The sequence below is a fragment of the Clostridium sp. CM038 genome, from assembly GCF_055081105.1.
The window spans coordinates 2,060,693-2,078,530 of the sequence record NZ_CM143651.1 but is presented as its reverse complement, the minus strand read 5'-3'; the positions used below and the strand labels follow the sequence as shown (position 1 = coordinate 2,078,530).

Genomic DNA, 17,838 nt, shown 5'->3' with positions numbered 1-17,838 from the left:
GGGAAGGACTGAACAATAGGAGGTTTTGGAATTTTGAAGGATACGAGAAAATATGATAAAAGCAGACAACTTCATAAAGAAGGCTCTCTACGAGAGAATAGAGTGGAACTCGAAGGTAATGTAGAAGTGCATAGTATTTCCTCTATGTCAGAAGAAGGAAGAAACGATGTGAATGAATATGATAATGGTTTACTCGAGCAGATATTATCGAGAGATAATATGAATAAAGCATATAAAAGAGTAAAAGCCAATAAAGGAAGTCATGGGATTGATGGTTTGACAGTAGATGAACTTCTACATTATCTAAAAGAGCATGGACAAGAATTAAGGCAATCATTATTAGAAAGTAGATATAGACCTCTAGCCGTAAGAAGGGTAGAAATACCAAAACCTGACGGTGGAATTAGGCTACTTGGAATACCTACTGTATTAGATAGAGTTATTCAGCAAGCGATATCACAAACTCTAATACCAGTATATGAAAAGAAATTTTCTGATAATAGTTACGGTTTTAGACCTTTAAGAAGTGGAAAACAAGCTGTTGAAAAATGTAGGGGATATATTAATGCTGGACATACATGGACGGTGAATATAGACCTTTCTAAATACTTTGATACGATAAATCATGATAAATTAATAAGGATACTATCGGAAGATATTAAAGATAGTAGAGTAATTTCTCTGATACGAAAGTATCTACAAAGTGGAGTGATGATAAATGGGGTATTTATGAATACAGAAGAAGGAGCACCTCAAGGCGGGCCTTTGTCCCCATTATTAAGTAACGTAATGTTACATGAACTCGATGTAGAACTAACAAAACGAGGACTAAACTTTTGTAGATATGCTGATGATGCGAATATATACGTCAAAAGTGAGAAATCAGCAAATAGAGTAATGAAGAGTATTACGAGATTTATTGAGGAAAAGTTAAAGCTTAGAGTGAATAAAGAAAAGAGTACAGTAGATAGACCTTGGAAACTTAAATTTTTAGGATTTTCATTTTACCGAGCAAAAGGTGAATACAGAATGAGAGTTCCTCAAAAACCTATAATCAAATTCAAAGCAAAGCTAAAAGAATTAACTTCAAGAAGTAATGCGATGAGCATGAAATATAGGTTTATGAAACTTAAGCAAGTGATAGTTGGATGGATAAATTATTTTGCTATTGCAGACATTAAAAGTATTCTTAAAACACTTGATGAATGGTTAAGGCGAAGAATTAGAATGTGTTTTTGGAAACAATGGAAAAAGATTAAAACAAAATATGGGAACCTTGTTAAATTAGGAATACCAAACAATAAAGCTTTGCAATATGCAAATACAAGGAAAGGCTATTGGAGAACATCCAATAGCCCTATATTAAACAAAACATTGACCAATAAATACCTTAAAAATATAGGATTAGTTTCTATATCTGAGACATATTTATTAAAACATTAATTTCTATTGAACCGCCGTGTACCGAACGGTATGCACGGTGGTGTGAGAGGTCGCTAAATAAATTAATTATTTAGCTCCTACTCGATTTTTTTTGAAAAACTACGAGAAAATTATGACGTAGCAGCTAAATATATTAGAGGCTGATGATATGAAACTATCAGGTAAGTAATAGAACAGTTTACTAGTGAGGATATTTAGAGTAATATTAAGGCTAGTAATAATAAACAAAAGAAAATGTATTATTGTTTATTTAAAACAATAAACTAACGCTGAAATATGGAGGGATTAACATGGCTGAAGAAAAAATATTAGTGGTTGATGATGAGGAACATATACAAGAGTTAATTAAATTTAATTTGGAGAAGAATGGTTATAAAGTTATGTGTGCTAATAATGGTATAGATGCTATAAAACTTGCTAAAGAACAATTGCCGCAATTGATGTTACTAGATTTAATGTTACCTGGAATGGATGGCCTAGATGTTTGTAAGGAAATTAGAAAAGATTCATCTATGTCAAATATGTCAATAATAATGATAACAGCAAAAGCAGAAGAAATAGATAAAATAATAGGGCTAGAGTTAGGGGCAGACGATTATATTACAAAGCCATTCTCAGTAAGGGAGCTAGTAGCAAGAATCAAAGCCATGCTTAGAAGAACCAATATGCAAGTAGCTGAAAAGTCTTTTAGTGTTGGAAATTTGACTATTGATTTTGGTAAGCACGAGGTTATTAAAGGTGAAATCAAAATTGATTTGACATTAAAGGAATTCGAACTATTGGAAATTTTGATAAAGAATAAAGGAAGAGTTATGACTAGAGACTTTTTATTAGATAAAATATGGGGTTATGAATACTTAGGAGAAACAAGAACTGTTGACGTTCACATAAGACATTTAAGGCAAAAAATTGAAGAAGATGATAAAAATCCAATGTATATCCAGACTATTAGGGGCATAGGATATAGATTTAATTTTGGAGAGTAATTATGAAAAAAAAATTACTTATATATTTGTTAAGCACTGTGATTTTTATATTTGTGGTAGTAACTGCATTATTCACGTCTATTTTTAATTATGAATATCAGCAAAATCTAAAAGGGAAGCTTCAAATTAATAACAATATGATTATTAGATTATTGCAAAGTAATAATTTAAGAGACCCTCAGAAATTTTTTATGGAGAACTTAGAAAGTTCGCAGCTAAGAGTTACCTATGTTGATAAGAATGGTAAAGTTATTTATGATTCAAATATAAGCGGGGAAACTATGGATGATCATAATGATAGGCAAGAAATAAAAGACGCAAGAAAAAGCGGCAGTGGATTTACAGTAAGATATAGTAAATCTACTGATCGGAATATGATGTATTTTGCAACCACTTTTGGTGATGGGTTTATTATTAGAAGTTCTATGCCTCTTGAAATTGTAAATGGATTAGGCAGTAAATATTTTAAGCTTTACATCTTAGCCATAATTTTTTCAGCAATAATGTCAATTTGGTTTTCTCTAAAACTATCATATATTATAGTAAAACCAATTACCGACTTGATTTTTATTACTTCAAGAATTAGTAAGGGCGAATTTCATAGAAGAGCTAGAGTATTATCAGATGGTGAAATAGGACAACTAGCTAAGAATTTTAATGAGATGGCGGATAAACTAGAGTCTACATTGAATGAAGTTACCGATAAGCAAAACAGGCTTGAGGCTATTTTGCAAAGTATGGATAGTGGAGTCATTGCTGTAGATAGAAAAAATAAAGTGATAATGATTAATCCATATGCTAAAAAAACATTTGGAATCACTAAAGATATTATAGGGCAGAATCTTCTGGATAATATAAGGGATTTTGAATTAGAAAATATCTTCCACCAAAGTGATAATGATTATAAGGAAATAAAGATAGTTTGGCCACAAGAAAGAGAACTTAGAATAAAAACTACAGATATAATTAACAGAAGCGAACATATAGGCACTGTGGCAGTTGTTCAAGATATTACAGAAGTGAAAAAATTGGAAAATATGAGAACACAATTTGTTGCTAATGTTTCTCATGAGCTTAAAACGCCTTTAACCTCTATTAAAGGGTTTGCAGAAACTCTAAAATATGTTGATGATGCTGACACAAAGGAAAAATTTTTAAATATAATCAATGAAGAAGCTGAAAGATTAACTAGATTAAGTACAGATATTTTAACACTTTCACATATAGAACAACAAAAGGAAGTTAAAAATGAAAAAATTAATATTAATAAAATTGTAGAAAATGTCTACAACTTAATGAAAAACATAGCAGAATTAAAAGGAATCAAGTTAAAGGTTGATCAGCGAAATGTAAAAGAAGTGATAGGTGACGCTGATAGGTTTAAACAAATGTTAATTAACTTAGTAGATAATGCAATAAACTACTCAGAAACTGGAGATAGTGTTTGCATTGGAATGGAGAGCAAGGATGATAGATGCATGCTATGGGTTAAGGACACTGGGGTTGGAATAGACAAAGAACAAATTCCACGTATATTTGAGAGATTTTACAGAGTGGATAAGGCTCGTTTAAGATCAAAAGGTGGCACTGGATTAGGACTTGCTATTGTTAAGCATATAGTACTTAAATTAAATGGAAAAATATATGTGGAAAGTCAGCTAGGATCAGGCAGTAAATTTATAGTTGAAATTCCGTACGCTAAATAAAAATAAAGCTATCGCGTTATTAACGTGATAGCTTTATTTTTATCATTGTAAAGTTTAATTAACATTAGCTAAACTTTAGTTAACTTTGCCTTAATACAAAGTTAACTTTCGGGGTATAATATTATAAGTGTAATGAGTAGCTAATAAAACAATCTAAATAAATGAACGGGGGAATTATCAATGAAAAGAAAAAACTTAAAATTAATGGTCGCTGCACTAGCAGTTGCAATGACAGCAGGAATTTCCACGGGTTGTTCAAGTAAAACTGAGACTAAAAAAAATGAGTTATCAGGTACAATAACAGCAGCAGGATCAACATCACTTCAGCCTTTAGCTGAATTAGGTGCTAAGAGTTTTTTAGATAAAAACCCAGGAGCAACTGTAAATGTTCAAGGTGGCGGTAGTGGTACTGGACTTAAATTAGTATTAGAAGGTAGTGTAGAAATAGGAAATTCAGATATTTATGCAAAAGATAAAGAAGGAATTGACGCAACTAAATTAAAAGACAATAAGGTATGTGTTATAGGAATTGCAGCAGTAACAAATCAAAAATCTAAAGTTGAATCTTTAACAAAGGCTCAATTAATAGATATATTTACAGGTAAGATAAAAAACTGGAAAGAAGTTGGCGGAGCTGACATGAAAATCACTGTTATAAATAGACCAAAATCTTCAGGAACTAGAGTAACATTTAAAGAATTCGGTCTGGATAAAAAGGAAGAAGTCGCTGGTTTAACTCAAGATTCGAGCGGAGCTGTTAAACAAGCAGTTAAACAAACAGATGGGGCAATAAGTTACTTAGCATTATCATACTTCGCTGATGAGGCTAATAAAGAGGGTTTAACCGTACTGAAAATTAATGGTGTTTCTGCAAATGCAGAGAACATAAGCACAGATAAATATAAAATTTGGGCATATGAACATATGTATACCAAAGGTGAACCTACAGGAATAACAAAAGCATACTTGGATTATATGGTAAGTGATGAAATGAAGGCAGGGATAACAAAATTAGGGTATATTCCAATGGCAGATATGAAGGCTAAAAGAGATTAATATTCTCTAAATGCTGGGTAAAACCGGTCTTATTTTGCATTAAATTATCACTTTCGGTTCTACAATATTAACGACTTCAGAAGGAGATTTATAACCTCGCCAAGTTTCATTTTTGTTAGGGTAGTAAGTCCACAATTATAGAAGGTAGGGGGACTTTCCTTCTGGAATATCGTTAAAATAATTTTTTTGAGGTACAATGATATGAAAAAAAATGCTATGAAAAAAATATTTTTAAAACTAAAGAATGAATATTTAGGACGTGGATTTGCAACATTTTGTGGTGCTGTTATAGTTATTCTTACTTTTTCAATCATATTTTTCCTAACGACTAAAGGATTAAATACCTTTATAAAGCACGGATACTCAATATTTCATTTTATATTCTCTGGAGAGTGGAATCCAGAGGTGGGGGGAGAATCTTTACCTCCTCAATTTGGAACTTTGATATTTATTCTTGGGTCTTCAGCAGTGTCTTTCCTTGCAGTGCTAGTAAGTGCACCGATAGGTGTAGCTTTAGCAGTGTTTATGAATGTAGTATCACCAAAACTTGGCACAAAAGTTCTTCAACCTGCCATAGAGTTATTTGTGGGAATACCTTCAGTTGTTTATGGTTGGATAGGTGTAAGTGTTTTAGTGCCTATTATTAAGCTTTGGTTCGGAGGAATTGGTTTTAGTTTACTCGCAGGAGTATTAGTTATAAGCGTAATGATTTTGCCAACAATCACAAGTATTGCGTCTGATGCTATAAAAACCATACCCAAAGATTATATAGAGGCATCTTATGGACTTGGAGCAACTAGATGGCAAACTATAATTAAGGTGATTATTCCTGCATCTAAAAGTGGAATATTAACAGGTATAGTACTCGGAGTTTCAAGAGCATTTGGAGAAGCATTAGCAGTGCAAATGGTTATAGGAAACTCAGTAGCATTCCCTAAGGGGTTACTCGGAACCACATCTACATTAACAAGCATACTTACTATGGATATGGCAAATACAATCTATGGTACAGCTTGGAATGATGCGTTATGGTCAATGGCATTATTATTACTAATAATATCCTTTGTATTTATACTTATAATTAGAAAACTTGGAAGAAGAGGTGAGGTATAATGAGTTCTAAAGTTAAAGATAAAATAGCAACCATAGTTTTATATATAATTTCTGCTTTAGTAATTCTTTTACTCGTAAGCCTCATAGGATATATACTATATAATGGAAGGCAATCATTAAATTTAAAATTTATATTTGGAGAACCCCAAATTGGTGAAGCCGGTGGGGGGATTGGACGTCAATTATATAATTCGTTACATCTGCTTGTAGTAACACTTATAATCACAGTGCCACTAGGTGTAGGGGCTGGAATATATTTAGCTGAGTACGCAAAAGAAGGCAAGCTATTAAATATTATTAGATTGAGTATTGAGACTATGGCATCTCTACCGTCTATAGTAGTTGGTCTATTTGGACTTTTAGTGTTTGTTAATATGACAGGATGGGGATATTCTCTTATTGCTGGAGCATTAGCTATAACTATAATAAATTTACCTGGACTTACTAGAGTTAGTGAAAATGCTATTAAAGCCGCTTCGTCTGGTGTTAAAGAAGCAAGCTTAGGATTAGGTGCAACTAGATGGCAGACTATTAAAAATGTTATATTGCCATCTGCAATGCCTCAAATTCTAACGGGTGTTATACTGGCAGCGGGAAGAATATTTGGAGAAGCAGCGGCATTACTATATACTGCAGGTATGAGTGCACCAACTTTGAATTTTACTAATTTAAGTTTAACTAGTAAAGCTTCAGCTTATAGTTTATTAAGGCCCGCTGAAACCTTATCTGTATATATATGGAAGTTGAATTCTGAAGGGATGGTACCTGATGCTACTAAGATAGCAAATGGAGCTTCAGCAGTTTTAATAATTGCAGTGCTTATATTTAATGTATCTGCAAGGGTAATTGGGAAAAAATTGTATGAATCTCATACAGGAAGTAAATAAGGAGGGTATAATATGGGAATTGTTATAGCAAAGAATCTAAATCTATATTATGGCAACGTTCAAGCACTGAAAAATGTAAACATTAATATAGAAAAAAATTCTGTTACTGCACTTATAGGACCATCAGGTTGTGGTAAATCGACATTTTTACGTACTATAAACAGAATGAATGATTTAATAGATTCTGTTAAAATAGATGGAGAAGTATTATACGAAAATAAAAATATATACAATCCAGATTATGATGTTATAGATTTAAGAAAGAAAATAGGAATGGTATTCCAAAAGCCTAATCCTTTCCCTATGTCAATATACGATAATGTGGCTTATGGACCCAGAATTCATGGTCTAACTAATAAGAAACAACTTGATGAAGTTGTAGAGAATAGTTTAAAGGGAGCTGCACTTTGGAATGAAGTAAAAGATAGGCTTAAAAAGAGTGCGCTAGGATTATCTGGTGGACAACAGCAACGTTTATGCATAGCTAGAACTTTGGCAGTAGAACCTGAGGTTTTACTGATGGATGAACCAACTTCAGCATTAGACCCTATTTCAACTTTAAAGGTTGAAGAATTAATGGATGTTCTCAAAAAAAAGTATACAGTTATAATTGTTACGCATAATATGCAGCAAGCAGGTAGGATTTCTGATTATACAGCATTTTTCTTAAATGGAGAAATCATTGAGAATGGAAAAACAGAGGAGATTTTTTACAAACCTCGAGATAAAAGAACAGAGGATTATATTACAGGAAGATTTGGCTAAAATATAATAAGGAAGGTGATTTAATGGCAAGAAAAGTATTTGAAGCGAATCTTCAAGAGCTTCATAATGATTTAATTAGAATGGGAAGCATAGTAGAAAAACAAATTTATGACTGCATCGATGCCTTAGTTACTCAAAACACCGAAAAAGCTGAAAAAATAATGAAGAATGATGACATAGTTGATGAAATGGAGCGAGAAATAGAAGATAAAGCAATAAAATTAATCGCTATGCAGCAGCCTTTAGCAATAGATTTAAGAAATATTTTCACTATGACAAAAATAGTAACGGACCTTGAGAGAATGGCTGATTATGCCGTTGATGTTGCTAAAATCACATTAAGATTAAAAGATGAAAAGTATGTAAAGCAACTAGTAAGTATACCTAAAATGGCTGAAATAGTAGTGCTTATGATAAGAGATGCCTTGGATGCCTATGTGGCAGGAGATGTTAAAAAGGCTTATGCAGTTTGCAAAAGGGATGATGAGGTAGATACTATATATAAGGAAGTATTTAGAGAACTACTACAATTAATGATTAAAGATCAAAATACAGTAAATCAAGCTACTCAGTTTATATTCATTTGTAAGTGGCTAGAAAGAATTGCTGACCATACAACAAACATATGTGAATGGACAATTTATCTAGTTACTGGTGAAAAAATTAATTTAAACGAATAGTTTTTAGATAAAATACAAAAACTACAATAAATACAAATTTAAAATATTGTAGTGGAGTTGTGATTATGAAGAAAAAAAAACTAAAAAAATTTTTTATATTTTTTTGCGTTAGTATGATAATGCTAAGTACAGGGTGTAAAAAAGGTGCAGAATTCAAAGAAAAAAAATCCAAAAGCATTAAAATAATTTGTGAAGACACAGTTTTTCCTTTGGTAAATGATTTAGCACGTGATTATAATTTAAATAATGAGCATGCAGTTACTGTGGAATCTGGTGAGAAAGAAAGTGCTTTTAATAAATTAGATAATTCTGAAGGGGATGTTTTAATTGGATATGTTCAGCCAGATAAGAAGGAGATTGAAGCTGACATGCTAGCTTGTGATGGAATAGGGATTATTGTTAACGCTAGCAATAAAGTGGATGGTGTGGGAACTCAGGAATTAAAAAAAATATATACTGGAAATATAGTAAACTGGGAAAAATTAAATGGTGAATCAAAAACAATAGTACCTGTAGCATATAAAAATATGTTAAATACAGCCCAGCAGGGATTTAACATAAGGATAATGGATACTCCTGTAAAAGAACAAATGGGTAATAGCACTCAATATGTATCAAGTGTAGAAGAGATGAAGAATTTTGTTGCTCAGAATAAAAATTCTATAGGATTTATACCTGGACAGTGGTATAATAAAGAAAGTAAATTTTTAAAATTAAATGGTATTGAAATTACTAAATCAAATTTGCAAAATGAACTTTACTTTCTAAGGATTCCAATAAAAATGTATTATTCTAAAGAGAAAGAAGACAGTTTAAAGGATCTTTTTCAGTATTTTAAAAGTGAAGATGGTAAGAAAATCATTAGAAAATATTGCATAGAAGCATTTTAATACCTCCTTCTTAGGAGGTATTTTTATTCTGTAGTAAATTGCATAGCAGGTTTAAATCCATTAGTATAAGATAGTTAAAAAACCGCAAAATGAGCGTAATTTGCTTTTTTTCTTCTTTTAACGACTAATAGCGTTGACTTAGGTATTTAATTAATGTAATATAACTTAATGGAATACTATAATTTATTACTTAACTAATTTCTTATTATAAATTTAAAGGTGTGATTTAATCTTAATATAATATTTCTAATTCCTCATAAAACCTTTTAGATGAAAGGTTATGGTTGAGCAGGAGGTAAAAATGAAAAACCAAATAGCTAAGATACTTCCAGGAAGTATCGCAGAAGAAATTGAGTTAGAAGTAGGAGATAGATTAATAAGTATAAATGGCAATGACGTAGTAGACATTATAGACTACAAGTTTTTAATTACAGATGAACTTCTTGAAATTGAAATTGAAAAGATAGATGGTGAGATTTGGGAAATTGAATTTGAAAAGGAATATGATGAAGATTTAGGAATCCAATTTGTTGATGCTATTTTGGATAAACCAATGAACTGTCATAATAAATGTATATTTTGTTTTATTGACCAATTGCCAGAAGGAATGAGAGAAACTTTGTATTTTAAAGATGATGATTCAAGGTTATCGTTTTTTCAAGGTAATTTTGTAACTTTAACTAATATGAAGGAAGAGGACATAGATAGAATTATTCGATACAAAATAAGCCCTATTAATGTATCAGTTCACACTACTGATCCAGAGCTTAGAAAGATAATGTTAAACAATAAATTTGCTGGAAATGTGTATGATAGGTTAAAAAGGCTGGCTGAAGCGGGTATTAAAATTAATTGTCAAGTAGTTTCTTGTCCAGGTATTAATAATGGAGAAGAGCTTATAAAAACCATTGAGGATTTATATAAACTTTATCCTAGCATAGAAAACTTAGCAGTTGTTCCAGTTGGTATAACAAAGTATAGAAAAGGCTTATTTAATTTAACATTGTATGATAAAAATACTGCAGCAAAGGAAATAGAAAGTGTAAAGCAATTACAAGAAAAATATATTAGAGAAGTAGGCTCACCTTTTATACGATTGTCTGATGAATTCTATGTTGTAGCACATAGTGATGTACCACAAGAAGAGTTTTATGATGGGTATGATCAATTAGAAGATGGCATTGGTATGATTAGACTACTTAGAAGTGTTATTGATAAAGATATAGCAAACCTAAAGCCGAATAATAAGGGAAGCTTTACATTTGTAACAGGGCATTCAGCTTATACAGAAATATTAAAGGTAGCTGAGAAAATTACTGCATGTAATAATAAAATAAAAACTGATGTTAAAAAAATAAATAATGTTTTTTTTGGAGAAACTATTACAGTAGCGGGTCTTTTAACAGGAAATGACATAATTAAGCAGCTAAGGGATGAAAAGCTAGGAGATTATTTAATAATTCCTAGCAATATGCTAAAAAAAGGATATGAACTAGGAAACTATGAGGAACAAATACTCTTGGATAATATTACGATAAGTGATTTAGAAAAAAGCTTAAATACAAAAATTTTAATATGTGATTATTCAGGAGAAGATTTAATCCATATAATAAACCAAAATAGTCGGGAGGAAGAATAATGGCAAAACCAATCGTAGCAATAGTAGGAAGACCCAATGTAGGGAAATCTACATTATTTAATAAGTTGGCAGGTAAAAGAATTTCAATAGTGGATGATAAACCAGGTGTAACAAGAGACCGAGTATATGCAGATGCAGATTGGCTTAGACACAATTTCACATTAATTGATACAGGTGGTATAGAAATTGAAAGTCAAGATATTATTTTAGCTCAAATGAGAAGACAGGCACAAATAGCGATAGAAACAGCAGATGTTATAATATTTATTGTAGATGGTAAACAAGGACTTACAGGTGCGGATACTGAAGTTGCACAGATGCTTAGACAAAGCAAAAAAGCAGTAGTACTCGTAGTAAATAAAATAGACCATCTTGAACTAGAAGCTAATGCCTTTGAATTCTATAATTTAGGTATAGGGACTCCTATAGCTATTTCTGCAACTCAAGCCCTTGGACTTGGAGATATGCTAGATGAAGTAGTAGCCCATTTTGAAAGTGTTTATTCAAACACAGAAGATGAAGAATATATTCAAGTTGCAGTAGTAGGTAAGCCGAATGTTGGTAAATCATCGCTTATAAATAAAATACTTGGAGAAGAAAGAAACATAGTAACTGATATTGCAGGTACTACAAGAGATGCTATTGATAGTAAAATAGAAACTGAAGAAGGTAAATTTATTCTTATAGATACTGCGGGAATAAGAAGAAAAAGTAAAGTAGAAGAAGGAATTGAAAGGTATAGTGTTATTAGATCATTAGCTGCTGTTGAGCGAGCTGATGTAGTTGTACTTATCCTTGATGCTACGGATGAATTAAGTGATCAAGATGAGAAAATTATAGGTTATGCTCATGAGATGAAAAAAGCAATTTTTGTTATAGTGAATAAATGGGATCTTATTGAAAAAGATACAAAGACTATGCTTGAATATAAACAAAAATTACAAGCAGGATTAAATTTCATGGCATATGCACCTTATTTATTTATATCCGCAAAAACAGGCCAAAGAGTACATAAGGTATTAAAAACAGTTAAAGAATGTTATGAGAATTATTCAAAAAGAATTTCTACAGGAATACTTAATGAAGTTGTAAATAAGGCTGTACTTATGAAAGAACCTCCAACGGTGGCAAATAAAAGATTAAAAATATTCTACGTTACTCAAGTAGACTCTAAACCACCAACATTTGTATTCTTTGTAAATAATGAAAATTTACTACATTTTTCTTATGAAAGATATTTAGAAAATCAATTAAGAAATAGCTTTGAGTTTATCGGAACAGGGATAAGACTTATATTTAGGGAAAGGAAGGAATAGAATGTCAAAAGTTGCTTTTTTAGGTGGTGGGAGTTTTGGCACTGCGTTATCAATAATGCTTGCCAAAAAAGGTACGAGCGTTAATATCTGGGATAGAAAGCTTAGTGTTATTGATGATATTAACATTAAGAGAGAAAACATTAAGTACTTACCAGGCATTATCGTGCCAGCAGGAGTAACAGCATTTACGGACATAGAAAAGGTTATAAGTGATAGTGAGCTAATTGTATTAGCAGTGCCTTCGCATGCAATAAGAGGCTTAAGTAAGATGATAGCACCACATCTAAAAGAAAATCAAATTGTGGTTAGCATTGCAAAGGGAATAGAAGAGGGCTCAGCAAAAAGGATTTCAGAAGTTATAGAGGAAGAAATCGTAAGTAACCCTATAGTAATACTTTCCGGTCCTAGTCATGCAGAAGAGGTTGCATTAGATATACCTACAACGCTAGTAGTTACATCTAAAAAAATGGAGTATGCAAGTATTGTGCAAGATGCATTTATGTCTAGTAAATTTAGAGTTTACACTAATGAAGATATTGTGGGTGTAGAGATAGGTGGAGCAGTTAAAAACATTATTGCACTAGCTGCAGGCGTATCTGATGGTATAGGCTACGGTGACAATGCTAAGGCTGCGCTAATGACAAGAGGAATGAGTGAAATTATACGAATAGGCACAAAGCTCGGAGGCAGAATTGAAACATTCTATGGCTTAACGGGTATGGGTGATCTTATAGTAACTTGCACTAGTATGCACAGTAGAAATAGAAGAGCTGGTATTTTGATTGGAAAGGGTGTTCCAATGGAAAAGGCATGCGAAGACATAGGAATGGTAGTAGAGGGTATAAAAGCTGTAAGAGCCTTCTATGAGCTTAAAGAAAAAGAGCAGATTTCTATGCCTATTACGGATGTGTTATACAAAGTATTATTTGAAGGTAAAGACCCTAAATATGGGGTATACGAATTAATGTCAAGAAATAAAAAAGATGAGTTTTAAGAAAACTATTAGTATGGAAAGACCAATTTTTTATTAAGAATTTAATAAAAAATTGGTTTTTTTTATATATTTTTAATCTATAGTAATAATTCATTGATCTCTAAAATATATTTATAGTGATAATAATAAGTATTGGGAGGTATATATTGGATAATTTTGATATATATAAAGATATAGCGGAGAGAACGCAAGGGGATATTTATGTAGGTGTTGTGGGTCCTGTAAGGACTGGAAAATCAACATTTATAAAAAGATTTATGGAGCTTATGGTAATTCCTAACATAGACAATCCTCATAAAAAAGAAAGAGCAAAAGATGAACTTCCTCAAAGTGGTTCAGGGAAATCGATTCATACTACTGAACCTAAATTCGTACCCAACGAAGCAGTTGAAATTGAGTTTGAAGGGGGAACTAAATTTAAAGTAAGGATGGTCGATTGTGTTGGGTATATTGTCAAAGGAGCGGTAGGATATGCTGAAGGAGAGACGCCTAAAATGGTGACAACCCCTTGGTATGATTACGAAATTCCATTTGAGGAAGCCGCAGAGATTGGAACAAAAAAGGTAATAAATGAGCATTCAACTATTGGTCTTTTAATTACTACAGATGGTTCTATCACAGGCATAGAAAGGGAAGAATATTTAGAAGCGGAAGGAAGGGTAGTTGATGAACTTAAATCCATTAATAAACCTTTCATAATGGTATTAAATTCTAAAAATGCAGATGCTCCTGAAACACAAGTTTTAGCAAGAGAATTAGAAGAAAAATATGATGTTCCAGTTCAAGTTATGGATGTTGTAAATATGAAAGAGGAGGATATAGCTAATATATTTCAAAGAATTCTTAAAGAATTTCCAGTTAAAGAAATTAACATAGATATGCCAGAATGGATTGAAAACTTAAGTTCTAAGCACTGGGTAAAAATTAACTTTATGAAGTTCTTAAAAGATACGTGTAAAGATATTTTTAAAGTTAGGGATATAAATAAATCGCTACTAACATTTAAAGAAGTTGATTTTTTAGACTCTGCAATACTTGATGAAATGAATATGGGAGAAGGTACTGCTAGAGTCAATATAATTCCTAAACACGAATTATTTTACAAAATACTTGGCGAAACTTGTGATTGTGAAATAAAAGGAGAAAATGATTTATTAACATTAATGGGAGAATTCTCTAGAGCTAAAGTAGAATATGATAAAATTTCAGAGGCTTTAAAAGATGTTAAAGAAAAAGGCTATGGATTAGTTGCACCACAGCTTTCAGAAATGACATTAGAAGAACCTGAAATTGTGCAGCATGGTGGGAGGTATGGAGTTAAATTAAAGGCATCTGCACCTTCTCTTCATTTTATTAAGGCAGACATACAAACAGAAATATCACCTATTATGGGTACAGAAAAGCAAAGTGAAGATTTCTATAAATCCATTTTAGAACAGTTTGAGAATGATAAATCTCAAATTTGGCAGAGTAATATGTTTGGTAAATCTTTAGAAGTATTAGTTAAAGAAGGCCTCCAAAGTAAGCTGTTTAAGATGCCTGATGACGTTCAAGTGAAAATTCAAAAGACTCTACAACGAATTATAAATGAGGGTAATGGCAGCTTAATATGCATTATATTATAATAAGATTTTTCAGGATATAGTAGCTTTGAGTTATAGGGAGTATTCCTTATGGCTCAAAGCTTATTTTCATTTGCAAATAATTATAATAATACATACAAAAAAATATTATAAAATATTTTAAAAGAGGTATAATAGCTATGTGGAAGTTTATCGTATATGAATATATTAAAATATACATAGAGGTGATCTAATTGCAATTTAAAAAAATACCGTTATTAATAGTATTAACACTTGTGCTTTGTGGTTGTGCAAATGACAGACAAAATCAGATAAGTTTAAGTAATGCAAAGCAAACAAATAGCAGCCTTAAAACGGGCAGTGGTGGAAATACAAACTCTAAATCAACTTTAAAAGAGAATAGTCCAAATCTACAGACAAAAACTATTAACTGGTCATGGGCTTATTCACCAAGAGAAAATTCAACATTATTATCGAAATATCATGCTTATGCTTTTGGCGAAACTTCTAAAAAAGTAATTTATCTAACTTTTGATGAGGGGTATGAGAATGGTTATACAGCAAGCATTCTTGATACTTTAAAAGCTAACAATGTTAAAGCAGCTTTTTTTGTAACAAAGCCCTATGTAACGGGTTCTTTTAATGGTGCAAAAGATATTGATCTTGTAAAAAGAATGATGAATGAAGGCCATATTATAGGGAATCATTCAGTGCATCATAAATCCATGCCGTCTATAACTAATGAAATGGATTTTAATTCAGAGATTACAGAAAATGAAACTACTGTTAATAACATCCCCGGTTTAAAAATGTCGAAATTTTTTAGACCGCCTATGGGTGACTTCAGTGAACTTTCTCTTTATTACACTCAAAAGCTTGGTTATAAATCAGTGTTTTTTACACTTGCTTATAAAGATTATGAACCTAAGGATCAGCCAAACCCTGAAACGGCAAAAAAAAATCTTTTAAAGCAAACAAAGCCTGGAATGATATGTTTGCTTCATGCAGTTTCAGAAACCAATACAAAAATACTCGACAGTCTGATTAAAGAGTGGAAAAGTCAGGGATATGAGTTTAAAACATTGAATGATCTTCCTTAGAAAATAGCATAGACTTATATAGACATTTTTGGGCTTAGAACTGTTTGAGAAATTAAATGACGATGGAGGGGTGGAATAGTATGAAATTTACAGATTATATATTTGAAGAGGTAAAGGAATTTTGGAATTCATATTTAGAGCATCCATTTATAAAGGAGATAGGAGAAGGTACCTTAGATAAGGAAAAGTTTAAAAACTATCTTATACAGGATTATCTATATTTAAAAGAATATTCAAAGGTATTTTCTGTAGGGTTAATTAAGGCAAAAACTATGGACGAGATGAAATTTTATTATAATTCAATAAGGGGAATTATGGAGGATGAAACGGCTGTTCATATAAAATATTTAGAAGGCTTTGGATTAACTGCTAAAGAAACGGAAAAATGTGAATATAAATTAATAACTACAAGTTATACAAGCTATATGCAAGGTGTGGCGCTTACCGGAGATTTAAAGGAGATTGCCCTTGTTGCTATGCCGTGTACGTGGAGTTATAGCTACATAGGCAAATATATTAAAAAGACTTATGGACATAAGCTAGAGGGGAATTTTTTCAATCCATGGATTGAAGAATACGCTTCTGAAGATTTTGAAAAATTCACTAATGACTGGCTGGATTATATAAATGATTTATGCGAAGACATAGATGAGATAGAAAAGAAAAGATTATTAGCTATTTTTATGAAATCATGCATGTATGAATTAGAATTTTGGAATAGGGCATATAATTAATATTAGATTATAAAATTGGGAAACTTTCCTTCTGAAATGTCGTTAAAGTGAGATTATAAGAGTATAATGTATATATAAGTATAGTTTTAATAAAGTAACAAAATGACTTGTTAAAAAATATTGAATTATTTAGGAGGTAACACATATGTTAAAACAAACACTGAAAGATGATATTATTAAATATATGAAGAGTAGGGATAAGGTAAGACTGACTGCTTTAAGGACTTTAATGGCTGACGTTAAATATAAAGAAATGGATTTGAAAAAAGAACTTTCTGACGACGACTTAGTTGGTATTATTGAGAAAACAATTAAACAATTAAATGAAACTCTTAGTTATGCGAAAGAAGCTAATAAAGAAGATATTATAGCTGAAACAGAAATTGCTATCGAAATGTTTACATTTTATATGCCCAAGCAATTAAGTGACGATGAAGCAAAAATAATTATCAGTGAAGTTATTACCCAAAATCACTTTAGCGGAAAGGGTGACATGGGGAAGGTTATGAAGGCTGTTATGCCTAAGTTAAAAGGAAAGTATGATAGCAGGAAGGTAAATCCTCTTGTGAATCAATTATTGGCATAGGGAAAATGGAGTAATGATACCATTTATTAAAGGTAAAGGCAAATTAGTAATTATGAGTGAGTTTTATCCCATATGTAGGGGTAAGATTCACTTTTGAATTTTATTAAGAAAGTATTTTTTTATGTTAAAATTTATAAAATGGAGTTTTAATAAGTAATGAGTCCTTATTGAATAATCAATTTAAGGGTATAACAATAGTTGATAATACTGGATTTAAATTATATAATAAGTACTAAATAATTGTAAATATAATAGTGTAAACAATTACAATATGATTTATTAACAGGTTAATTAATTCATTGTGATGTTATATGCCTATAAATATCAAAAAACTCTTAGTAGCAAGTAGTTATCTTCAGG

Annotated in this window: 16 protein-coding genes; all 16 read left to right on the top strand. The window is 31.4% G+C overall.

The genetic code is table 11. The features are described from left to right. Positions 1-33 precede the first annotated feature (33 nt). Positions 34-1,443: a group II intron reverse transcriptase/maturase gene (ltrA, locus tag ACWJKS_RS09450; RefSeq protein WP_258280593.1), complete on the top strand. Its 1,410-nt coding sequence runs from the start codon at positions 34-36 to the stop codon at positions 1,441-1,443. 290 nt (positions 1,444-1,733) lie between these two features. Next, on the top strand, positions 1,734-2,429 hold the full coding sequence (locus ACWJKS_RS09445; RefSeq protein WP_165412725.1) for a response regulator: 696 nt from the start codon (positions 1,734-1,736) through the stop codon (positions 2,427-2,429). Positions 2,430-2,431: 2 nt separating this feature from the next. Beyond that, on the top strand, positions 2,432-4,135 hold the full coding sequence (pnpS, locus tag ACWJKS_RS09440) for a two-component system histidine kinase PnpS (protein ID WP_165412724.1): 1,704 nt from the start codon (positions 2,432-2,434) through the stop codon (positions 4,133-4,135). 180 nt (positions 4,136-4,315) lie between these two features. Next, positions 4,316-5,191 (top strand): phosphate ABC transporter substrate-binding protein, encoded by an 876-nt coding sequence (locus ACWJKS_RS09435; RefSeq protein WP_462959411.1) that lies wholly within the window; start codon positions 4,316-4,318, stop codon positions 5,189-5,191. A 201-nt stretch (positions 5,192-5,392) separates the two neighbouring features. After that, positions 5,393-6,304: a phosphate ABC transporter permease subunit PstC gene (gene pstC / locus ACWJKS_RS09430; protein ID WP_165413523.1), complete on the top strand. Its 912-nt coding sequence runs from the start codon at positions 5,393-5,395 to the stop codon at positions 6,302-6,304. Continuing rightward, a complete protein-coding gene (gene pstA, locus ACWJKS_RS09425; RefSeq protein WP_220286570.1) occupies positions 6,304-7,191 on the top strand; it encodes a phosphate ABC transporter permease PstA in 888 nt (295 codons plus the stop codon). Before pstC ends, pstA begins: the two co-directional genes overlap by 1 nt. 12 nt (positions 7,192-7,203) lie before the next feature. Further along, positions 7,204-7,956 (top strand): phosphate ABC transporter ATP-binding protein PstB, encoded by a 753-nt coding sequence (pstB, locus tag ACWJKS_RS09420; protein ID WP_165413525.1) that lies wholly within the window; start codon positions 7,204-7,206, stop codon positions 7,954-7,956. Between the two features lie 23 nt (positions 7,957-7,979). Continuing rightward, positions 7,980-8,636, top strand: coding sequence for a phosphate signaling complex protein PhoU (gene phoU / locus ACWJKS_RS09415; RefSeq protein WP_165413526.1), 657 nt, complete (start codon positions 7,980-7,982; stop codon positions 8,634-8,636). A gap of 65 nt (positions 8,637-8,701) precedes the next feature. Beyond that, the gene (locus tag ACWJKS_RS09410) at positions 8,702-9,526 is read left to right on the top strand and encodes a substrate-binding domain-containing protein (protein WP_462959410.1); all 825 of its coding nucleotides are present in this window, start codon (positions 8,702-8,704) and stop codon (positions 9,524-9,526) included. Between the two features lie 301 nt (positions 9,527-9,827). Beyond that, positions 9,828-11,165, top strand: a complete 1,338-nt coding sequence (locus tag ACWJKS_RS09405; RefSeq protein WP_220286567.1) for a DUF512 domain-containing protein — start codon at positions 9,828-9,830, stop codon at positions 11,163-11,165. Further along, positions 11,165-12,481 (top strand): ribosome biogenesis GTPase Der, encoded by a 1,317-nt coding sequence (der, locus tag ACWJKS_RS09400; protein WP_216302815.1) that lies wholly within the window; start codon positions 11,165-11,167, stop codon positions 12,479-12,481. The genes ACWJKS_RS09405 and der overlap by 1 nt, the downstream gene beginning before the upstream one ends. Position 12,482: 1 nt before the next feature. Further along, positions 12,483-13,475, top strand: coding sequence for an NAD(P)H-dependent glycerol-3-phosphate dehydrogenase (locus ACWJKS_RS09395; protein WP_165413530.1), 993 nt, complete (start codon positions 12,483-12,485; stop codon positions 13,473-13,475). A 146-nt stretch (positions 13,476-13,621) separates the two neighbouring features. Next, the gene (spoIVA, locus tag ACWJKS_RS09390; RefSeq protein WP_216302817.1) at positions 13,622-15,100 is read left to right on the top strand and encodes a stage IV sporulation protein A; all 1,479 of its coding nucleotides are present in this window, start codon (positions 13,622-13,624) and stop codon (positions 15,098-15,100) included. A gap of 191 nt (positions 15,101-15,291) precedes the next feature. After that, positions 15,292-16,158 (top strand): polysaccharide deacetylase family protein, encoded by an 867-nt coding sequence (locus ACWJKS_RS09385; RefSeq protein WP_216302818.1) that lies wholly within the window; start codon positions 15,292-15,294, stop codon positions 16,156-16,158. An 80-nt stretch (positions 16,159-16,238) separates the two neighbouring features. Continuing rightward, positions 16,239-16,892, top strand: a complete 654-nt coding sequence (tenA, locus tag ACWJKS_RS09380) for a thiaminase II (RefSeq protein WP_216302819.1) — start codon at positions 16,239-16,241, stop codon at positions 16,890-16,892. Positions 16,893-17,037: 145 nt separating this feature from the next. Beyond that, complete coding sequence (locus ACWJKS_RS09375; RefSeq protein WP_165413534.1) at positions 17,038-17,478, top strand: GatB/YqeY domain-containing protein; 441 nt, start codon at positions 17,038-17,040, stop codon at positions 17,476-17,478. Positions 17,479-17,838: the final 360 nt, after the last annotated feature.